At 72.2% G+C, this 18,339-nt stretch carries 16 protein-coding genes; 6 read left to right on the forward strand and 10 right to left on the reverse strand.

Features of this window, described 5'->3' with window-relative positions; translation table 11 throughout:
- Positions 1–18: 18 nt before the first annotated feature.
- Positions 19–1,146, reverse strand: coding sequence for a mechanosensitive ion channel family protein (locus ACIQR3_RS08605; protein WP_403536036.1), 1,128 nt, complete (start codon positions 1,144–1,146; stop codon positions 19–21).
- Between the two features lie 90 nt (positions 1,147–1,236).
- On the opposite strand from ACIQR3_RS08605, the gene ACIQR3_RS08610 reads away from it, so the two are divergent.
- Entirely contained in the window at positions 1,237–1,830 is a 594-nt protein-coding gene (locus ACIQR3_RS08610; protein ID WP_403536039.1) for a dienelactone hydrolase family protein, read from the forward strand.
- Here ACIQR3_RS08610 and ACIQR3_RS08615 read toward each other — a convergent pair.
- The 4 genes from ACIQR3_RS08615 to ACIQR3_RS08630 all read right to left on the reverse strand — a co-directional run bounded on the left by ACIQR3_RS08615 (position 1,815) and on the right by ACIQR3_RS08630 (position 6,633).
- Positions 1,815–3,464, reverse strand: a complete 1,650-nt coding sequence (locus tag ACIQR3_RS08615; protein WP_403536042.1) for an alkaline phosphatase D family protein — start codon at positions 3,462–3,464, stop codon at positions 1,815–1,817. The genes ACIQR3_RS08610 and ACIQR3_RS08615 overlap by 16 nt on opposite strands.
- A gap of 123 nt (positions 3,465–3,587) precedes the next feature.
- Entirely contained in the window at positions 3,588–4,433 is an 846-nt protein-coding gene (locus ACIQR3_RS08620; protein ID WP_403536045.1) for a thioredoxin domain-containing protein, read from the reverse strand.
- A gap of 81 nt (positions 4,434–4,514) precedes the next feature.
- Positions 4,515–5,219, reverse strand: coding sequence for a hypothetical protein (locus ACIQR3_RS08625; RefSeq protein ID WP_403536048.1), 705 nt, complete (start codon positions 5,217–5,219; stop codon positions 4,515–4,517).
- Positions 5,220–5,295: 76 nt separating this feature from the next.
- On the reverse strand, positions 5,296–6,633 hold the full coding sequence (locus tag ACIQR3_RS08630) for a DUF2252 domain-containing protein (RefSeq protein WP_403536051.1): 1,338 nt from the start codon (positions 6,631–6,633) through the stop codon (positions 5,296–5,298).
- Positions 6,634–6,857: 224 nt separating this feature from the next.
- Between ACIQR3_RS08630 and dnaE the strand changes: the two genes are divergently transcribed.
- Positions 6,858–10,397, forward strand: a complete 3,540-nt coding sequence (dnaE, locus tag ACIQR3_RS08635; protein WP_403536055.1) for a DNA polymerase III subunit alpha — start codon at positions 6,858–6,860, stop codon at positions 10,395–10,397.
- A 90-nt stretch (positions 10,398–10,487) separates the two neighbouring features.
- Here the strand turns inward: dnaE and ACIQR3_RS08640 are convergent, their stop codons facing one another.
- Positions 10,488–10,655 (reverse strand): hypothetical protein, encoded by a 168-nt coding sequence (locus ACIQR3_RS08640; RefSeq protein ID WP_215167890.1) that lies wholly within the window; start codon positions 10,653–10,655, stop codon positions 10,488–10,490.
- A 222-nt stretch (positions 10,656–10,877) separates the two neighbouring features.
- Here ACIQR3_RS08640 and ACIQR3_RS08645 point away from each other — a divergent pair, with 222 nt between their 5' ends.
- The 4 genes from ACIQR3_RS08645 to ACIQR3_RS08660 all read left to right on the forward strand — a co-directional run bounded on the left by ACIQR3_RS08645 (position 10,878) and on the right by ACIQR3_RS08660 (position 14,801).
- Positions 10,878–12,101 carry an NYN domain-containing protein gene (locus ACIQR3_RS08645; RefSeq protein ID WP_403536058.1) on the forward strand — a complete coding sequence of 408 codons (1,224 nt, stop codon included), beginning with the start codon at positions 10,878–10,880 and terminating at the stop codon, positions 12,099–12,101.
- A gap of 120 nt (positions 12,102–12,221) precedes the next feature.
- Positions 12,222–13,196 (forward strand): ABC transporter ATP-binding protein, encoded by a 975-nt coding sequence (locus ACIQR3_RS08650; RefSeq protein WP_403536780.1) that lies wholly within the window; start codon positions 12,222–12,224, stop codon positions 13,194–13,196.
- A gap of 83 nt (positions 13,197–13,279) precedes the next feature.
- On the forward strand, positions 13,280–14,104 hold the full coding sequence (locus ACIQR3_RS08655) for an ABC transporter permease (RefSeq protein ID WP_403536060.1): 825 nt from the start codon (positions 13,280–13,282) through the stop codon (positions 14,102–14,104).
- Positions 14,105–14,138: 34 nt separating this feature from the next.
- Positions 14,139–14,801, forward strand: a complete 663-nt coding sequence (locus ACIQR3_RS08660) for an AAA family ATPase (RefSeq protein ID WP_403536063.1) — start codon at positions 14,139–14,141, stop codon at positions 14,799–14,801.
- Positions 14,802–15,334: 533 nt separating this feature from the next.
- Here the strand turns inward: ACIQR3_RS08660 and ACIQR3_RS08665 are convergent.
- The 4 genes from ACIQR3_RS08665 to ACIQR3_RS08680 form a co-directional block, all read right to left on the reverse strand.
- The gene (locus ACIQR3_RS08665; protein WP_403536065.1) at positions 15,335–16,216 is read right to left on the reverse strand and encodes an alpha/beta fold hydrolase; all 882 of its coding nucleotides are present in this window, start codon (positions 16,214–16,216) and stop codon (positions 15,335–15,337) included.
- A 114-nt stretch (positions 16,217–16,330) separates the two neighbouring features.
- Positions 16,331–16,906 (reverse strand): TetR/AcrR family transcriptional regulator, encoded by a 576-nt coding sequence (locus ACIQR3_RS08670; RefSeq protein ID WP_403536068.1) that lies wholly within the window; start codon positions 16,904–16,906, stop codon positions 16,331–16,333.
- Between the two features lie 168 nt (positions 16,907–17,074).
- Positions 17,075–17,575 carry a Cys-tRNA(Pro) deacylase gene (ybaK, locus tag ACIQR3_RS08675; protein WP_215167895.1) on the reverse strand — a complete coding sequence of 167 codons (501 nt, stop codon included), beginning with the start codon at positions 17,573–17,575 and terminating at the stop codon, positions 17,075–17,077.
- Between the two features lie 22 nt (positions 17,576–17,597).
- Positions 17,598–18,338, reverse strand: a complete 741-nt coding sequence (locus ACIQR3_RS08680; RefSeq protein ID WP_403536071.1) for an LON peptidase substrate-binding domain-containing protein — start codon at positions 18,336–18,338, stop codon at positions 17,598–17,600.
- Position 18,339 lies beyond the last annotated feature (1 nt).

Here is an 18,339-nt window from a genome sequence, read left to right on the forward strand (position 1 = left end):
GCCGGTGGGCCCGCCGGGTCAGTGCGGCTGGCCCCGGGTCGGCTGGTGCGGCAGGCGGCGTGCCGCGCCGTCGGGGGAGGGCTTGCGCAGGGAGGCGCGGCGGCCGGGCGGGAGGGCCGCGTCGGCCGTGTTGACGCGGGGCAGGGCGTAGGGGTGCTCGTCGGCCAGCCAGCGGATCATCTGCTCGCGCACCTCGACCCGTACCGTCCAGATGTCGTCCGCGTCCTTCGCCGTCACCAGCGCCCGTACCTCGATGGTGTTCGGGGTGGTGTCGGTGACGGTCAGGTTGTACGCGCGGCCGTCCCAGGCCGGGCACTGGCGCAGGATGTCGCGGAGCCGCTCGCGCATCGCGTCCACCGGCGCCGTGTGGTCCAGGTACCAGAAGACGGTGCCGGTCATCTGCGGGGTGCCGCGCGACCAGTTCTCGAACGGCTTGGACGTGAAGTACGACACCGGCATGGTGATCCGGCGCTCGTCCCAGGTGCGCACGGTCAGGAAGGTCAGGGTGATCTCCTCGACGGTGCCCCACTCGCCGTCCACCACCACCGTGTCGCCGATGCGGACCATGTCGCCGAACGCGATCTGGAACCCGGCGAACATGTTGCTGAGCGTGGACTGCGCGGCGATGCCGGCGACGATGCCGAGCACCCCGGCCGAGGCCAGCAGCGAGGCGCCGGCCGTGCGCATCTCCTTGAACGTCAGCAGCATCGACGACACGGCCACCACGCCGACCACCGCCGAGACCACCCGCATGATCAGTGAGACCTGGGTGCGCACCCGGCGCACCCGGGCCGGGTCGCGCTGGGAGCGGGCCTGGGCGTACCTGGTGTACGACGTCTCCACGACCGCCGCGGCGATCCGCACCACCAGCCAGGCGGCCGAGCCGATCAGCACCAGCGTGAGTATGTGGCCGATCAGGCTCCGGTGCGCCGGGAAGACCCGGGACTCGACGTACGTCCCTCTGAGCAGCGCCGCGCACAGCAGCAGCTGGTAGGGGATGCGGGCGCGGCGCAGCAGGCCCCACAGGGGCGTCTCGTGGTGCCGTTCGTCGGCCTTGCGCAGCAGCAGGTCGGTGGCCCAGCCGATGACCAGGGTCAACAGCACCGAGCCGCCGACCACGATCAGTGGGCGGAGTATGTTCTCCATCCCAGGAACGTAACCGGCACCGCCGGACCTGAACATGTGGCCCTGGAGCCGAATGTGTGACATGTCAGACCCTGCTGGCACGATGGGTCCATGAACATCGTGCTCTTTCACTCGACCTTCGGCCTCCGGCCCGCGGTGCGCCAGGCCGCCGACCGGCTGCGTGACGCCGGTCACCAGGTGTGGACGCCCGACCTCTTCGAGGGACGGACGTTCGACACGGTGGAGGAGGGAATGGAGCACAACGAGGGCATCGGGCGGGAGGAGCTGCTGAAGCGGGCCGTGCTGGCCGCCGCGCCGTACTCGGAGCGGGGCCTGGTGTACGCCGGGTTCTCGCTCGGCGCCTCCGTCGCGCAGACCCTCGCCCTCGGCGACCACCGGGCCAAGGGGCTGCTGCTCCTGCACGGCACCTCGGACATCGCGCCCAACGCCTCGGTGGACGACCTGCCGGTGCAGCTGCACGTCGCCGAGCCCGACCCGTTCGAGACCGACGACTGGCTCAGCGCCTGGTACCTCCAGATGGGCCGGGCCGGAGCCGATGTGGAGGTGTACCGGTACGCGGGCGCCGGCCATCTCTACACCGACCCGGACCTGCCCGACTACGACGCCGAGGCGGCCGAGGCCACCTGGCGGACGGCGCTCGGCTTCCTCGACTCGCTCCAGCAGGAGGCTCAGACCGGGTCGTAGACGCGCTCGACCCGCTGGGTGCCGCTGCGGGTGCGGTACGAGCGCGCCCAGGCGGACGTGGCGTCCGGGTCGGTGCGGTCGGACAGCACGTAGTAGTCCATCTGCGTCCGCTCGGCGGTGACGTCCAGGACGCCGTAGCCGTGCCGGTCGGTGTCGACCCAGTGGACGTGCCGGTTGGCGGCCCGGATCAGCGGCGCGGCGAGCGCGGACACGGTGCCCTCGGGGACGTCGACGAGGTCGTCGAGGTTGTCGGAGGTCACCGAGGTGACGACGAACTCGGTGGCGGCCGACGCCGACAGCGGGTAGGTGCCGGCGTTCACCGGCACGTCGTTGGCCCAGGCCATGTGGATGTCGCCGGTCAGGAAGACGGTGTTGCGGATGGCGCCCGCCCGCAGGTGGGCCAGGAGTTCGCGGCGGTCGTCGGTGTAGCCGTCCCACTGGTCGGTGTTGAGGGCCAGGCCCTCCTGCGGCAGGCCCAGCAGCTCCGCCAGCGGCTTCAGCAGCTCGGCGGAGAGCGCGCCGACGGCGAACGGCGAGATCATCACCGAGTTGCCGACCAGCCGCCAAGTGGTGTCGGAGGCGGTCAGCCCGGCCTTGAGCCAGTCGAGCTGGGCGCGGCCGGTGAGCGTGCGCTCCGGGTCGTCGACGTCGCCGCTCCCGGCCAAGACCTGCTGGGAGCGGTAGGTGCGCAGGTCCAGCAGCGACAGATCGGCGAGCTTGCCGAAGCGCAGCCGGCGGTAGGTGGTGCCGGCCAGCGCCGGGCGGACCGGCATCCACTCGAAGTACGCCTGCTTGGCGGCGGCCTGCCGCGCCGCCCAGGCGCCCTCGGTGGCCTCGGTGTGGTTCTCCGCGCCGCCGGACCAGGCGTCGTTGGCGATCTCGTGGTCGTCCCAGATCGCGACGACGGGCGCCGCCGCGTGCAGCGCCTGGAGGTCGGGGTCGGTCTTGTGCAGGGCGTGCCGGACGCGGTAGTCGGCGAGGGTGAGGATCTCGTGCGCGGGCGCGGTGGGGCGGACGACGGTGCCACGGGTGCCGTACTCGCCGGTGCCGTACTCGTAGATGTAGTCGCCCAGGTGGAGCCAGGCGTCGAGGTCGCCGCGGGCCGCGAGGTGGCGGTAGGCCGAGAAGTGGCCGGCCTCCCAGTTGGAGCAGGAGACCACGCCGAACCGCAGGCCGGTGACGGCGGCGTCGGCGGCGGGCGCGGTACGGGTGCGGCCGACGGGGGAGTCGGTGCCGCCGGCGGAGAAGCGGAACCAGTAGTCGGTGGCGGGGGACAGGCCCCGCACGTCGGCCTTGACGGTGTGGTCGGAGGATGCGCGGGCGGTGACGGTGCCCTTGGCGACGACGTCCGTCAGCGCCCGGTCGGTGGCGACGGTCCAGCTCACCGGGGTGTCCGGGCCGGTCCCGGAGCCGGGTATCGCCTCGGGCGCCGGGGTCACCCGGGTCCACAGCAGGATGCCGTCGGGCAGGGGGTCGCCGGAGGCCACGCCGTGCAGGAAGGCGGGGGCGGCGCCGGCGGCACCGGCGGGCCGGGCGGCGGCGAGCGGGGCGGCCAGGACGGCACCGCCGGCCGCGGCCTTGACGACCGTACGGCGGCTGGGAGCGTTCTGGGGAGATCTGGATCGGCTGGTCACGGCCGGTCAGGCTACTGGCCGGTAAGCCGGGGGAGCGGGTGAACCGGTGAGAGTTCACCCGCTCTTCGGCATCACTTCAGGGTGTTACTTCACGGCGTCGCTTCAGGGCGTCGCTTCAGGGCGTCACTTCAGGGCGGCGCCGACCACCTCGGTGAACTCCGCGGCGGTCATCGGCGCGTTGCCGCTGGAGGTCTGGAGCTGCTTGCCGTCCATCACGAGGCTCGGGGTGCCGGTGACGCCGTCCTTGTTCTTGTTGAAGGCGTCGGACATGGCCAGCGCCCAGGCGTCGTAGGTGCCCTTCGTCACGGCGTTCTCGAACTTGGCGTTGTCCTTCAGCGCCGGAACGGTGTCGGCGATCTTGATCAGGTAGTCGTCGTCCTTGAACTTGTCGTCGCTCTCCTCGGGGTGCCACTTGGCCGAGTAGAGCGCCGACTTGTACTTCAGGAACGCCTCCGGGCTCACGTTCAGCGCGGCGCCCAGGGCGCTCATGGCGTTCTTGGAACCCTCGCCGTGCGAGCCGACCGAGAACTCGCCGTCCTTCTCGGTGTCGCCGTCGAGGAAGGTGCCGCCGACGAACTGGACCTTGTACTTGCCGTCCTCGACGTCCTTCTCCAGGGTCGAGCCGGCCGCCTGCTCGAACGCGGCGCAGATCGGGCAGCGCGGGTCCTCGTAGACCTTCAGGGTCTTCTTGGCGCTGTCCTCGCCGATGACCACGGTGGTGCCGTTCTCGCCCGTGGTGTTGGCCGGGGCGACGATCTTCGTCTCGTCCGCCACCGTCTCCCAGTGGGTGGGCTTGTTGGCCTGCACGACGGCGTAGCCGATGCCGCCGGCTATCGCCAGGACGCCGACGATGGAACAGGCGACGATGATCTGCCGCTTGGCCTTGTCGCGCTTGGCCTGGCGCTCGCGCTCCTGGCGCAGCCGCTCACGGGCCGCCGTCTTCTGCTGCTGGCTGTTTCGCTTGCTCATGGTGTCGTGACTCCGTGGGGAGGCGCACACGCGGGTGCGCGGGGGTGGTGTGGGGGACTGCCGGTGCTCGGTGTCGGGTGGTCACCCGAAGGCGAGCGAGCACGGCGGTCCGCGCCGCCCCAGGGAGTGGGTGAGGACGCGGTCGCGGGCGGTGGCGGTACGGCGGACCGGGCGCGCCGGGCGGCGCGGGGCCGGGACCGGGCGTACGGTGACCGCCGCGGCGGCCAGCAGCAGCGGCCGGAACGTGGTCGCGGCGGCCGCCCGCAGCAGCTGGGCCAGCGCGCTCTCGCCGTGCCGCAGCCAGCCGGCGGCGAGCAGGCCGACGCCGATGTGCGCGGCCAGCAGCAGCCAGGAGGTGCCGGGCGTCGAGTCGGCGAGCAGGGCCGCGAGCCGGTCCGTGCCGGCGCCGGTGACCTGGGTCAGCGGGTTGGTGACGTCGGCGTGGACGCCGGTGCCGTCACCGCACAGCACGTCGAAGCCGACCGAGCGCAGCGGACCGGCGACCGGGCCGCCCGCCGGGCCGTAACAGACGTGCTGGCCGGTGGTGAAGACCGTGTCGGCGGCCAGCTCCAGCGGGATCAGCAGGGCGGCGATCCGGCCGTAGGAGCGCTCGCGGCCCGCCAGGGCGTACGCGACGAGGAACACACCGGCCGCGACCAGGGCCACCGTGGGCAGCGGCAGCGGGACCCCGGACAGCAGCACGTGCGACGCGGTGCCGAGGGTCACGGCGAGTGCCGTGAACAGCGCCGCGCGGACGGCTCTGAGCGGGGTTCCGGATATGTCCATGGCGTAGAGAGTGTGACACGGGCTCCGGTAAAGGAACCCTAAAGGGCGGCTGTGGGAAAAGCCCGGTACCGAGAATTCACAGACCCGGGATCCGGCCGTTGCGGAACAGGTCGACGAAGATCTGGTGGTCGGCACGCGCGCGTGCCCCGTAGGCGTGCGCGAACTCCACCAGCAGGGGCGCGAAGCCGTCCTCGTCGGCCGCGATCGCCGCGTCGATGGCCCGCTCCGTGGAGAACGGCACCAGCGACTCGCCGGACTGGTCGTCCGCCGCCGCGTGCATCGCGGCCGTGGCCCGGCCGAGGTCGGCGACCACCTCGGCGATCTCCTCCGGGTCGTCGATGTCGCTCCAGTCCAGGTCGACGGCGTACGGCGAGATCTCGGCGACCAGCTGTCCCGCGCCGTCCAGCTCGGTCCAGCCCAGCCACGGGTCGGCGTGCGCCTGCAGGGCGCGCTGGGAGATCACCGTGCGGTGGCCCTCGTGCTGGAAGTAGTCGCGGATCGCCGGGTCGGTGATGTGCCGGGAGACGGCCGGGGTCTGGGCCTGCTTGATGTAGATGACGACGTCGTTCTCCAGGGCGTCGCTGTTGCCCTCCAGGAGGATGTTGTACGACGGCAGCCCGGCCGAGCCGATGCCGATGCCCCGGCGGCCCACCACGTCCTTGACCCGGTAGGAGTCCGGGCGGGTCAGCGAGGACTCCGGGAGCGTCTCCAGATAGCCGTCGAAGGCGGCCAGCACCTTGTAGCGGGTGGCCGCGTCCAGCTCCACGCTGCCGCCGCCGGGCGCGAAGCGGCGCTCGAAGTCACGGATCTCCGTCATCGAGTCCAGCAGCCCGAACCGGGTCAGCGAACGGGCGTCGCGCAGCGCGTCGAGCAGCGGCCCCTGGGCGGTGTCCAGGGTGAACGGCGGCACCTCGTCGCTCTTGGCGCCGGTGGCCAGGGCGCGGATGCGCTCGCGGTACGCGCCCGCGTACACCGTCACCAGCTCGGTGATCTGCTCGTCGCTGAGCGCCTTGGCGTACCCGATCAGCGCGATCGACGCCGCGAAGCGCTTGAGGTCCCAGGTGAAGGGGCCGACGTAGGCCTCGTCGAAGTCGTTGACGTTGAAGATCAGCCGGCCGGTGGAGTCCATGTACGTGCCGAAGTTCTCCGCGTGCAGGTCGCCGTGGATCCACACGCGGGAGGTGCGCTCGTCCAGGTACGGGCCGCGGTCGGAGCCCTCGCGGCCGGCGGCGTCCAGGTCGCGGTAGAACAGGCAGGCGGTGCCCCGGTAGAACGCGAAGGCCGAGGCCGCCATCTTCCGGAACTTCACCCGGAAGGCCGCCGGGTCGGCGGCCAGCAGGTCGCCGAAGGCGGTGTCGAAGACGGCGAGGATCTCCTCGTCGCGGTGCTCGTCGCTGAGCTGCGGGACCGACATCGCGGGGTGCCTCCTGGTGCTGACGGTGCGTACATGCGCGTGGCGACCGGAACGGATCGTCCGACCGGACCAACGTCCGACGGCGCGCGGGAGTGCCCGCGAAACGCCTCGCTCGAAGGTACGCGGGGAGGCCCCCGGAGTGTCAGTCGCGAGGCATAGACTTCGACGCTGACCCCCCGGACTGCCCGCAGCCCGTCACCCCGAGTTTGCCCAGGAGGCCGAACGTGTCCAAGCCGCCGTTCACGCACCTGCACGTCCACACCCAGTACTCGCTGCTGGACGGTGCCGCGCGGCTGAAGGACATGTTCGAGGCCTGCAACAACATGGGCATGACACATGTCGCCATGTCCGACCACGGCAACCTGCACGGGGCGTACGACTTCTTCCACACGGCGCAGAAGGCCGGCATCACCCCGATCATCGGGATCGAGGCGTACGTCGCGCCCGAGTCGCGGCGCAACAAGCGCAAGATCCAGTGGGGCCAGCCGCACCAGAAGCGGGACGACGTCTCCGGTTCCGGCGGTTACACCCACAAGACGATGTGGGCGGTGAACAAGACCGGGCTGCACAACCTCTTCAAGCTCTCCTCCGACGCCTACGCCGAGGGCTGGCTGCAGAAGTGGCCCCGGATGGACAAGGAGACGATCTCCCAGTGGTCCGAGGGGATCGTCGCCTCCACCGGCTGCCCCTCCGGCGAGGTGCAGACCCGGCTGCGGCTCGGCCAGTTCGACGAGGCGCTGAAGGCGGCCTCCGAGTACCAGGACATCTTCGGCAAGGACAAGTACTTCCTGGAGCTGATGGACCACGGCATCGACATCGAGCACCGGGTCCGCGACGGCCTCCTGGAGATCGGCAAGAAGCTCGGCATCCCCCCGCTGGTCACCAACGACTCGCACTACACCTACGCGCACGAGGCGACCGCCCACGACGCGCTGCTGTGCATCCAGACCGGCAAGAACCTCTCCGACCCCGACCGCTTCAAGTTCGACGGCACCGGCTACTACCTGAAGTCCACGGAGGAGATGTACGCCATCGACTCCTCGGACGCCTGGCAGGAGGGCTGCGCCAACACGCTCCTGGTCGCCGAGATGGTCGACACCACGGGCATGTTCGAGAAGCGCGACCTGATGCCCAAGTTCGACATCCCCGAGGGCTACACCGAGGTCACCTGGTTCCAGGAGGAGGTCCGCCGCGGCATGGAGCGCCGCTACCCGGGCGGCGTCCCCGAGGACCGCCAGAAGCAGGCCGAGTACGAGATGGACGTCATCATCCAGATGGGGTTCCCGGGCTACTTCCTCGTGGTCGCCGACTTCATCATGTGGGCCAAGAACCAGGGCATCGCGGTCGGCCCCGGCCGAGGCTCCGCGGCCGGTTCCATCGTGGCGTACGCCATGGGCATCACCGACCTCGACCCGATCCCGCACGGCCTGATCTTCGAGCGGTTCCTCAACCCCGAGCGCGTCTCCATGCCCGACGTCGACATCGACTTCGACGAGCGTCGGCGCGTCGAGGTGATCAGGTACGTGACGGAGAAGTACGGCGCCGACAAGGTCGCCATGATCGGCACGTACGGCAAGATCAAGGCGAAGAACGCCATCAAGGACTCCGCGCGCGTGCTGGGCTACCCGTACGCGATGGGCGACCGGCTCACCAAGGCGATGCCCGCCGACGTCCTCGGCAAGGGCATCGACCTCAACGGCATCACGGACCCCTCCCACCCCCGCTACAGCGAGGCCGGCGAGATCCGCTCGATGTACGAGAACGAGCCGGACGTCAAGAAGGTCATCGACACCGCCAAGGGCGTCGAGGGCCTGGTCCGGCAGATGGGCGTGCACGCGGCCGGCGTGATCATGTCCAGCGAGCCGATCGTCGACCACGCCCCGATCTGGGTGCGGCACACCGACGGCGTGACCATCACCCAGTGGGACTACCCGCAGTGCGAGTCGCTCGGCCTGCTGAAGATGGACTTCCTCGGCCTGCGCAACCTGACGATCATGGACGACGCCGTCAAGATGGTGAAGTCCAACAAGGGCGTCGAGCTGGACCTGCTCTCCCTGCCGCTGGACGACCCCACGACCTTCGAACTGCTCCAGCGCGGCGACACCCTCGGTGTCTTCCAGTTCGACGGCGGCCCCATGCGCTCGCTGCTGCGCCTGATGAAGCCCGACAACTTCGAAGACATCTCCGCCGTGTCGGCCCTGTACCGCCCGGGCCCGATGGGCATGGACTCGCACACCAACTACGCGCTGCGCAAGAACGGCCTCCAGGAGATCACCCCGATCCACAAGGAACTGGAGGAGCCGCTCAAGGAGGTCCTGGACGTCACCTACGGCCTGATCGTCTACCAGGAGCAGGTGCAGAAGGCCGCACAGATCATCGCCGGCTACTCGCTCGGCGAGGCCGACATCCTGCGCCGCGTGATGGGCAAGAAGAAGCCCGACGAACTGGCCAAGAACTTCGTCCTCTTCCAGGCCGGCGCCCGCAAGAACGGCTACAGCGACGAGGCGATCCAGGCGCTGTGGGACGTGCTGGTCCCCTTCGCCGGCTACGCGTTCAACAAGGCGCACTCCGCCGCGTACGGCCTGGTCTCCTACTGGACCGCCTACCTCAAGGCCAATTACCCGGCCGAGTACATGGCCGCCCTGCTCACCTCGGTCAAGGACGACAAGGACAAGTCGGCCGTCTATCTGAACGAGTGCCGGCGCATGGGCATCAAGGTGCTGCCGCCCAACGTCAACGAGTCGATGTCCAACTTCGCCGCCCAGGGCGACGACGTGATCCTCTTCGGCCTCTCCGCGGTGCGCAACGTGGGCACCAACGTCGTCGAGTCGATCATCAGGTGCCGCAAGGCGAAGGGGAAGTACGCCTCCTTCCCCGACTACCTGGACAAGGTCGAGGCGGTCGTCTGCAACAAGCGGACCACGGAGTCGCTGATCAAGGCCGGCGCCTTCGACGAGCTGGGCCACACCCGCAAGGGCCTCACCGCGCAGTACGAGCCGATGATCGACAACGTGGTCGCGGTCAAGCGCAAGGAGGCCGAGGGCCAGTTCGACCTGTTCGGCGGCATGGGCGAGGAGGCGAACGACGAGCCGGGCTTCGGCCTGGACGTGGAGTTCTCCACCGAGGAGTGGGACAAGACCTACCTCCTCGCCCAGGAGCGGGAGATGCTCGGCCTCTACGTCTCCGACCACCCGCTCTTCGGCCTGGAACACGTGCTGTCCGACAAGGCCGACGCGGGCATCTCCCAGCTCACCGGCGGCGACTTCGGCGACGGCGCGGTCGTCACCATCGGCGGCATCATCTCCGGCCTCCAGCGCAAGATGACCAAGCAGGGCAACGCCTGGGCGATCGCCACCGTCGAGGACCTCGCCGGTTCCCTGGAGTGCATGTTCTTCCCGGCGACGTACCAGCTGGTGTCGACCCAACTCGTCGAGGACGCCGTGGTGTTCGTCAAGGGCCGCCTCGACAAGCGCGAGGACGTGCCGCGCCTGGTGGCGATGGAGCTCCAGGTCCCCGACCTGTCCAACGCGGGCGCCAACGCGCCCGTGGTGCTCACCATCCCGGCGACGAGGGTCACCCCGCCGATGGTCAGCCGCCTCGGCGAGATCCTCACCCACCACCGGGGCGACAGCGAGGTCCGGATCAAGCTCCAGGGGCCGACGAAGACCACCGTGCTCCGCCTGGACCGGCACCGCGTCAAGCCCGACCCGGCGCTCTTCGGCGACCTGAAGGTGCTGCTGGGCCCGTCCTGCCTGGCGGGCTGAGCCACCGAGCTGTCCACCTGACCGAGGCTGACCGAGGGGCGCATCCGGCAGCGGATGCGCCCCTCGGCGTCTCCCGGCGTTCTGCGGCCGTCAGTTGTGACCGAAGCGCTTCTGCCGCTTGCCGCGCACGGCGGTGTCGGTGTGCGCCAGCGGCGGGGCGAGCTGCTCGTCCCGGGCCGCCGCTACGGGGCGGTCCGCCTGCTGCGTACGTTCGGACTTGGACTGCTTACGGTCACGGTTGTTCTTGTTCTTGGCCATGATGGTGCCTCCTGTGGGGAAATCAGTGGCCAGAGCCTCGACCAGATTCACATAGGCCGATAAAGAACGCATGTTGGACAATTACCGTCGGTGACCCGCTTCATCGGGGCGCCCGGACCGCAAACGCCACGCCGAAGATCGAGTTCCGACCGTTAACCCCCGCCCGGTCGGGCAGACTCGAAGCAAGCCCGAAGCAAACCTCCCGGAAAGAGGGTGGAAAGCGTGGACCGCTGCATCGTCCTGGTGGACGCCGGGTATCTGCTGGGGGCCGCCGCCAGTCTCCTCGCCGGGGAACCCTCGCGGTCCCGCATCACCGTCGATCACGCCGCCCTCATCCAGGGGCTGCGCGAACGCGCCCAGGACGACACGCAGCAGCCCCTGCTGCGCATCTACTGGTTCGACGGCGCCCCCGACCGCGTCCCGCAGCCCGAGCACCGCCGGCTGCGCGTGATGCCCCGGGTCACCGTCCGGCTCGGCGCGCTGACCCGCAGCGACGGCCGCTGGGCGCAGAAGGGCGTGGACGCCGCGATGCACGCCGAGCTGACCGAGCTGGCCCGCAACCGGGCCTGCTCCGACGTCGTCCTGGTCACCGGCGACGGCGACCTGCTGCCGGGCATGATGGCCGCCAAGGAGCACGGCGTCGCCGTCCACCTGTGGGCCGTGCAGGCCGCCGACGGCGACTACAACCAGTCCGAGGACCTGGTCGCCGAGGCCGACGAGCGGCGCGTCCTGGACCGCGCCTGGATCACCCAGGCCGTCCGCGCCAAGGAGCTGACCGGGGTGTGCGCGCCGCCGCCCGTGCCCCGGCCGGAGATCGCCGCGATCCTCTCCGCGCCGCTGCCCGAGTCCGCGCTCGCCGCCGCGGCCGAGCGGCACCCCGAGGAGCGCCCGCACCCCGCCCCGCCCGGCGCCTCCCGCAACGGCGCGGGACCGGAGGACCGCGGCCCCGCCGCCAAGGGCGTCCCCACCCCCAAGGACCTGGCCGCCCTGCGCGCCCCCGGACCCCAGCCCGTCCAGCAGCCCCCCGCCAGTGCCACCCTGCGCTGGTCCTCCGACAAGGGCTGGGTCGACCGGCCGGCCGGCGAGCCCCCCGAGGCCGCCTCCATGCCGACGCTGGCCCAGCTCACCACCGCCGAACAGCGGTGGGCCGACCGGGAGGAGGACATCACCACGGTCGGCGGCGACCCGTACGAGGTCGGACAGGTCTTCGCCCGCCGCTGGGTGGAGCGCCTCGGCGACCAGAGCCACCTCCAGAAGCTGTCCGGCATGTACCCGCGCGTCCCGCACCGCATCGACGGCGAGCTGCTGCGCTACGCGGCCCGCTTCGGGCTGCTCGCCCACAAGGACGACCAGATCGACGAGCAGGACCGGTACGCCATCCGGGCCGGCTTCTGGCGCGAGATCGGGGTGCGGACGGCGGTGGAACACAGTCCCGCGACCGAGTGAGAGCCCCGCCGGACCCGCCCCCGTGGGCCTACCCGGGCGCGGCCCGGGCGCGCGCACCCCGTAGTCTCGTCCCTTGTGAGTACGCGCGCGGCACAGGCACTTCGACCCGGTGGCGATGCCGTGTGCGTGGTGCGGGGGCTGACCAAGACCTATCCGGCGGTACGCGGCCGGCGCGGTGCTCCGGCCGCCCCCGAGGTCCGGGCCACCGACGACGTGGCGCTGGACATCGCGCGCGGCGAGATCTTCGGACTGCTCGGGCCGAACGGGGCCGGCAAGTCCACCCTGGTGCGGCAGTTGACCGGGCTGATGCGGCCGGACTCCGGGAGCGTGCGCCTCTACGGCCACGACATCGTCCGCCACCCCGAGCGGGCCGCGCGCCTCCTCGCCTACCTCGGGCAGGAGTCCACCGCCCTGGACGAGCTGACGGTCTGGCTCGCCGCCGAGACCACCGGACGGCTGCGCGGCCTCGACGCCCGCCGGGCGCGCGCGGAGACCGGCGCCGTCCTCGACGAACTCGGCCTCACCCCGATCGCCTCCCGCGCCCTCAAGAAGCTCTCCGGCGGCCAGCGGCGGCTGGCCTGCTTCGCCACCGCGCTGGTGGGAGAGCGGCCGCTGCTCGTCCTGGACGAGCCGACCACCGGCATGGACCCGGTGGCCCGCCGGGCCGTCTGGGCTGCCGTCGACCGGCGCCGCGCCGAGCACGGCACGACGGTGCTGCTGGTCACCCACAACGTCATCGAGGCGGAGACGGTCCTGGACCGGGTCGCGGTCCTGGACCGGGGCCGGGTGATCGCCTGCGACTCACCGGCCGGCCTGAAGGAGAAGGTGGCCGGCGAGGTCCGGGTCGACCTGGTGTGGCGCGACGCCGCGCCGCTGCACGTCCCCGAGGTGGCCGCGCTGCACGACCGCGTCACCGAGTCGGGCCGCCGCTGGACGCTGCGGCTGGCGCCCGAGGAGGCCCGCGCGGTCGTCGCCACGGTCACCGGAGGCTCCGCCTTCGCCGCCCTGGACGACTTCACACTGGCCACGCCCAGCCTGGAGGACGTCTACCTGGCGCTGGGCGGCGCGGCCCGGCAGGGGCTGGTGAGGGCGTGAACGCCCGGGGACTGAGCATGCAGGCCGCCGAATCCGTACGTACCGAACAGGACGCCCGCCGGAGCGAAGAGGAGCAGCGCGACGTGAGTGTCGTACCCGCCGATGCCCTGCCGGGCGGTGTCCTGGCCGCCGAGGAGCAGGTCGCGCCCGCCGCGGCCGAGCTGGGGCCGCGGGCGCGGCTGTGGCCCTCCCTGGCGGCCGTCTACCGGGCGCAGCTGTCACGGGCCCGGGTCGCGCGGATCCCGCTGCTGTTCGTGGCCACCTTCCAGTCCGTCGGCATCATGATCCTGATGCGCGGGGTGGTGGACGGCGGCGAGGAGGCACAGGCCGTGGTCGCCGGTTCGGCGGTCCTGGTCGTGGCGTTCGTCGCGCTGAACCTGCTCGCCCAGTACTTCGGCCAGCTCCGCGGCAGCGGCGGCCTCGACCACTACGCCACCCTGCCGGTGCCGCCGGCCGCGGTGGTGCTGGGCGCGGCCGGGGCGTACGCCTCCTTCACCGTGCCGGGGACCGTGGTCACGGCGGTGTTCGGCTGTCTGCTGTTCGGGCTGCCGCTCACCCACCTGTGGGTGCTGATCGCCGTGATCCCGCTGGCCGGCGCCGCGCTGGCCGGGCTGGGCGCGGCACTGGGCCTGCTCGCGCCCCGGCCCGAGCTGGCCACGCTGCTGGGCCAGCTGGGCATGTCGGCGGCGCTGCTGCTCGGGGTGCTGCCCGCCGACCGGATGCCGGAGGCGGTGCGGTTCGCCCGGGACCTGCTGCCGTCGACGTACGGCGTGGAGGCGTTCGCGCGGACGTTCGGGGAGCGGATCGACTGGGCCCTCGTCCTCGCCGACCTCGCGGTGTGCGGGGCGGTCGGCGTGGTCTCGCTGGCCGTCGCCGCCTGGGCGTACCGTCGGGCGGCCGTCCGGTGACGCGCCGCACAGACGGGCCTGGCACGATGGCAGGGTGACCGCACCGCTGACTCCCCCTCCGCCACCCCACGAACACTCGTCCGCGTCCCACCAGGGACAGCCGGTGCCGCCGCCCGCCGGGGCGTACGCGGCCGACGGCGCGTACGGCCGGTCCGGCGAGCAGGACGGTCCGGGACTGAGGACCGAAGTGTGGCAGGCCGCCGTGGCCGCGGTGGCGGTGGCGGTGTCCGGGGCGCTGCTCGGCGTGCTGTGGTGGCGGCTGGCGCCGAGCGTGCCGCTCGTCGGTGACGTGGTGGACAAGAGCTGGGTGGTCTACCTCAAGGACTCCGAGGGCGAGCAGGCGGTCGGCGTCGACGGCACGTTCACGCTGCTCGCGCTGGCCTTCGGGGCGCTCAGCGCGCTGGTCGTCTTCCTGGTGCGGCGGCGCGGCGGCGTGCCGCTGGTCGTGGCGCTCGGCGTCGGCGGACTGCTGGGCGCGGTGCTGGCCTGGCGGCTCGGGGTGTGGCTCGGGCCGACGCAGGACGTGATCGCGCACGCGCGGGAGGCGGGCAAGGGGGAGACCTTCCCGGCGCCGCTGAAGCTCGGGGCGAAGGGGGCGCTGCTGGCGTGGCCGCTGGCCGGGCTGCTGGTGCATCTGGGGCTGACGGCGCTGTTCGCGCCGCGGGATCCGGAGCCGTACGACGGCGCGAGCGGCTGAGGCGGGGTCCGGCCGCCCCGCCGCGCGGGCCCGGGCCGGGGAGACGCCCGGGGCCGCGGCCGTAGCGGTCGAGCGGGGCCGAGCGCCCCTGCGGCGAGTCGTGCGTGACGATCCTCCGGCGCCCGGGGTCCGGCGCCCGGGGTCCGGGGTCCGGCGTCCGGCGTCCGGCGCCCGGGGTCCGGCGTCCTGCGTCCGGCGTCCGGGGTCCGGCGTCCTGCGTCCGGCGTCCGGGGTCCGGCGTCCGGCGCCCGGGGTCCGGGGTCCGGCGTCCGGGGTCCGGCGCCCGGGGTCCGGCGTCCTGCGTCCGGCGTCCGGGGTCCGGCGTCCGGCGTCCGGCGCCACTCGGCGCCCGGCGCCCTGCGTCCGGCGCCACCCGGCGCCCTGCGTCCGCCATCGCGCCGGCCTGCGCGCCGGTTCCCGCCCGCCGGCCGGTACCGGGCGTACCCGGTCACCGGTCGGACGCGCACGACGACCCCGGCCGTACGGGGCGCGGGGGGAGCCGGGGCCCTGTGGCTCCGGCGGACGGAGGCCGGCTACCGGTGCGCCGCCAGGAACGGCAGGACGACGTCGGCCATCTCGTCGGGTACTTCCTCCGCGAGGTCGTGCCCGGCGTCGAGGACGTGGCCGGTGACGTGGTGGGCCATGAGCCGCAGCTGGGACTCGTTGCGGTCGCCGATGAACGCGGACCCGCCGAGCGCCAGGACCGGGATGTCGAGCTTCTCCTTCGCGGCCTGCCGGTTCTGTTCCGCGTCGACGAGCATCGCCCGGTAGACGGCGAGCATCGCGCGGATTCCACCGGGCATGGAGTAGCAGCGCACGTACTCCTCGGTCGCGTCGGGAGTGGCGCTGTCGGGGCGGGAGCGCTCGGACTTGATCATGTAGGTGATCAGTTCGCGTTCGTGCCCGGCGATCAGCATCTCGGGCACGTCCGGCTGGAAGTAGAAGCCCAGATGCCACAGGTGCATGCCGCCGCCGACGTTCTCGGGGGTGAGCGCGGTGTGGTCCTCGAAGCCGAAGCCGGGGAACAGCGCCTCGGCGAACACGAGGGAGCCGACCCGGTCGCGGTGGCGGGCGGCGAGCTGGTAGCCGATCACCGCTCCCCAGTCCTCGCCGAGCACGGCGTAGGTCTCGTGTCCGAGGCGGGCCATCAGCTCGGCGATGTCGTCGCTCATCGTCGCGCAGTCGTAGCCGTCCGCGGGGCGGGCGGAGTCGCCGAGACCGCGCAGGTCGGGCACGACGATGGTGTGGTGGGGCGTCAGCTTCGGGACGAGGTGGCGCCAGTGGTAGCCGGTCTTGGGCACGCCGTGCAGCAGCACCACGGCCGGGCCGGACCCGGCCGTCCGGTAGTGCAGGCTCGTGCCGTTGACGGCGGCACGGCCGGTGAGCAGGGGCGTTGTGGTGTGGTCGTACATCATGACGGGTGCTTCCTTCCTGTCCTGGCGGGCGACCGCGGACGGGCCCCATTTTCTTTATCGACCGTTACAGATTCGGGGCAGGGGGAGTCCCCGGCCGAGGGCGGGCGATGTCCCTCAGCCGAGAGCGGTCAGCGCGATGTCCACGAGGGGTTCGAGGGAGCGCGCGTCCGGCGTGATCTTCGAGGAGACGAGCAGTCCGTTGAGGAAGGTGACCAGGAACGCGGCGGCCGTGTGCGGATCGTGCCGCGCCGCGATCTCGCCCCGCTCCATCGCCGCCCGCAGCACCTCGGCCAGCGCCTCGCGGCTCGCGTCCTGCATGTCGCGCACCGTGCGCCGGGTCGCTGCGTCCCGGGGCAGCCGCTCGCAGACGGCGTTGACGGCCAGGCAGCCCCGGCCGTCGCTCCTGACGGCGACACGGATCCGCTCCGTCAGCAGCGTGCGGATCGCCGTACGGGCGTCCGCCTCCTCCAGGCTGCGCAGGGCGTCCGCCGCGAGGGTGGTGCGGTAGTGCTCCAGTGCGGCCCGGTACAGGCCGTCCTTGTCGCCGAACGCGGCGTACAGGGACCCCTGCCCGATCCCCAGGTGCTGGGTCAGATCGCGCACCGAGGTCGCCTCGTAGCCGCGCGTCCAGAACAGCTCCATGGCGCGGCTCACCGCCGCCTCCGTGTCGAACTCCCGGGTCCTTGGCATGGCTCCACCGTAAACGATCTGGATCGACCGTTCAAGAAAGCGGGTGCGGTGTGACCGTTCGCCCCCTCGCGGGGCGGCCTCACCGGCTGCTCACCGCCGGGCCGGTCGTCCAGGCCGGCCGGCGGTCCTGGTGTGCGCTGCCTTTCCGGTGGCGTGTCCGCCGAGGGGTCAGGCGCGGCCCACCGGTGCGAGGACCGCGCCGGTCAGCTCGGCCAGGTCTCCCGGGGACAGCTCGATCTCCAGACCCCGGCGGCCCGCCGAGACGCAGATGGTGGGGTGGGCCGGCGCCGAGTCGTCCAGGACCGTGGGCAGCCGCTTGCGCTGGCCGAGGGGGGAGATGCCGCCCCGGACGTAGCCCGTGGTGCGCTCCGCGAGGGCCGGGTCGGCCATCGCCGCCCGCTTGCCGCCCACCGCGGCGGCCAGCGCCTTCAGGTCCAGCTTGCCCGCGACCGGGACCACCGCGACCGTCAGCTGCCCGTCGACGTCCGCCACCAGCGTCTTGAAGACCCGCTCCGGCGAGACGCCCATCGCCTCGGCCGCCTCCTCGCCGTAGGACGGATGCGCGGGGTCGTGGTCGTAGGAGTGGACCGTGTACGTCACCCCGGCCGCCGTCAGGGCCACCGTGGCCGGCGTGCCCCCCGGCTGCTGCTTCTTCGCCTTCTTCGCCATGCTCGGCAGTTCCTCGGATACGTCAGTTGAGACTCGTCGGGCCGCGCGTCAGCTCCGACGCGGGCAGCGACGGCAGCGTACGGATGACGGCCGTCTCGGTGCGCAGGAGTTTCAGCTCGTCCCGCAGGCGGGAGGCGGTGTCCGGGGCCTGGAGCAGCCGCTGCTTGGTCGGCGTGTCCAGCATCATCGCGGCGGCCACCAGGTACGACACCACGCCCGGCTCGTCCGGCAGGTCGGCGCCGGTGGTCAGCGACCGCTCGCGCGCCCCCGCCAGCCGCTTCTGGTACTGGCGGAACGCCCGCAGCACGCCCTCGGCCAGCGCGCCCGCCTCGTCACCGGGCTCCTCGTCGAGGTGCTCCACCTCGGCCGTCAGGAACGGGCCGGAGGCGTCCACGGAGAGCAGCCGCACCCGGGTCGTGCCGGTCGCCAGCACCTCGAAGGTGCCGTCGGGCCGCTCCCGGATCGTCGCGGCGTCGGCCACGCAGCCGACCTTGTGCAGCGCCTTGACGGGGTCGGGGCCGAACCCCGCGGCGGCCCCGCGTTCGGGCACCGCCGTCGGATCGGGCAGCCCCGGCAGGCTCGGCGCCACCTCGTGGCCGTCGCGGATCGCCACGACGGCGAACCGGCGCGGTTCCTCCTCGGGGGTCTTCAGCAGCTCGCGCATCATGGCGCGATAGCGCTCCTCGAAGACGTTGAGCGGAAGCACCAGCCCCGGGAACAGCACCGAGTTCAGGGGGAAGAGCGGAAGCCGGACGGTGGTCACG

Source organism: Streptomyces sp. NPDC090994 (assembly GCF_044768905.1).
Lineage (GTDB): Bacteria > Actinomycetota > Actinomycetes > Streptomycetales > Streptomycetaceae > Streptomyces.

Bases quoted from the DNA above. Each gene is read 5' to 3' on its own strand.
- ACIQR3_RS08605 (WP_403536036.1), bottom strand. From the start codon at position 1,146: ATGGAGAACATACTCCGCCCACTGATCGTGGTCGGCGGCTCGGTGCTG.
- ACIQR3_RS08670 (WP_403536068.1), bottom strand. From the start codon at position 16,906: ATGCCAAGGACCCGGGAGTTCGACACGGAGGCGGCGGTGAGCCGCGCC.
- ACIQR3_RS08665 (WP_403536065.1), bottom strand. From the start codon at position 16,216: ATGATGTACGACCACACCACAACGCCCCTGCTCACCGGCCGTGCCGCC.
- ybaK (WP_215167895.1), bottom strand. From the start codon at position 17,575: ATGGCGAAGAAGGCGAAGAAGCAGCAGCCGGGGGGCACGCCGGCCACG.
- ACIQR3_RS08640 (WP_215167890.1), bottom strand. From the start codon at position 10,655: ATGGCCAAGAACAAGAACAACCGTGACCGTAAGCAGTCCAAGTCCGAA.
- ACIQR3_RS08625 (WP_403536048.1), bottom strand. From the start codon at position 5,219: ATGGACATATCCGGAACCCCGCTCAGAGCCGTCCGCGCGGCGCTGTTC.
- ACIQR3_RS08610 (WP_403536039.1), top strand. From the start codon at position 1,237: ATGAACATCGTGCTCTTTCACTCGACCTTCGGCCTCCGGCCCGCGGTG.
- ACIQR3_RS08630 (WP_403536051.1), bottom strand. From the start codon at position 6,633: ATGTCGGTCCCGCAGCTCAGCGACGAGCACCGCGACGAGGAGATCCTC.
- ACIQR3_RS08620 (WP_403536045.1), bottom strand. From the start codon at position 4,433: ATGAGCAAGCGAAACAGCCAGCAGCAGAAGACGGCGGCCCGTGAGCGG.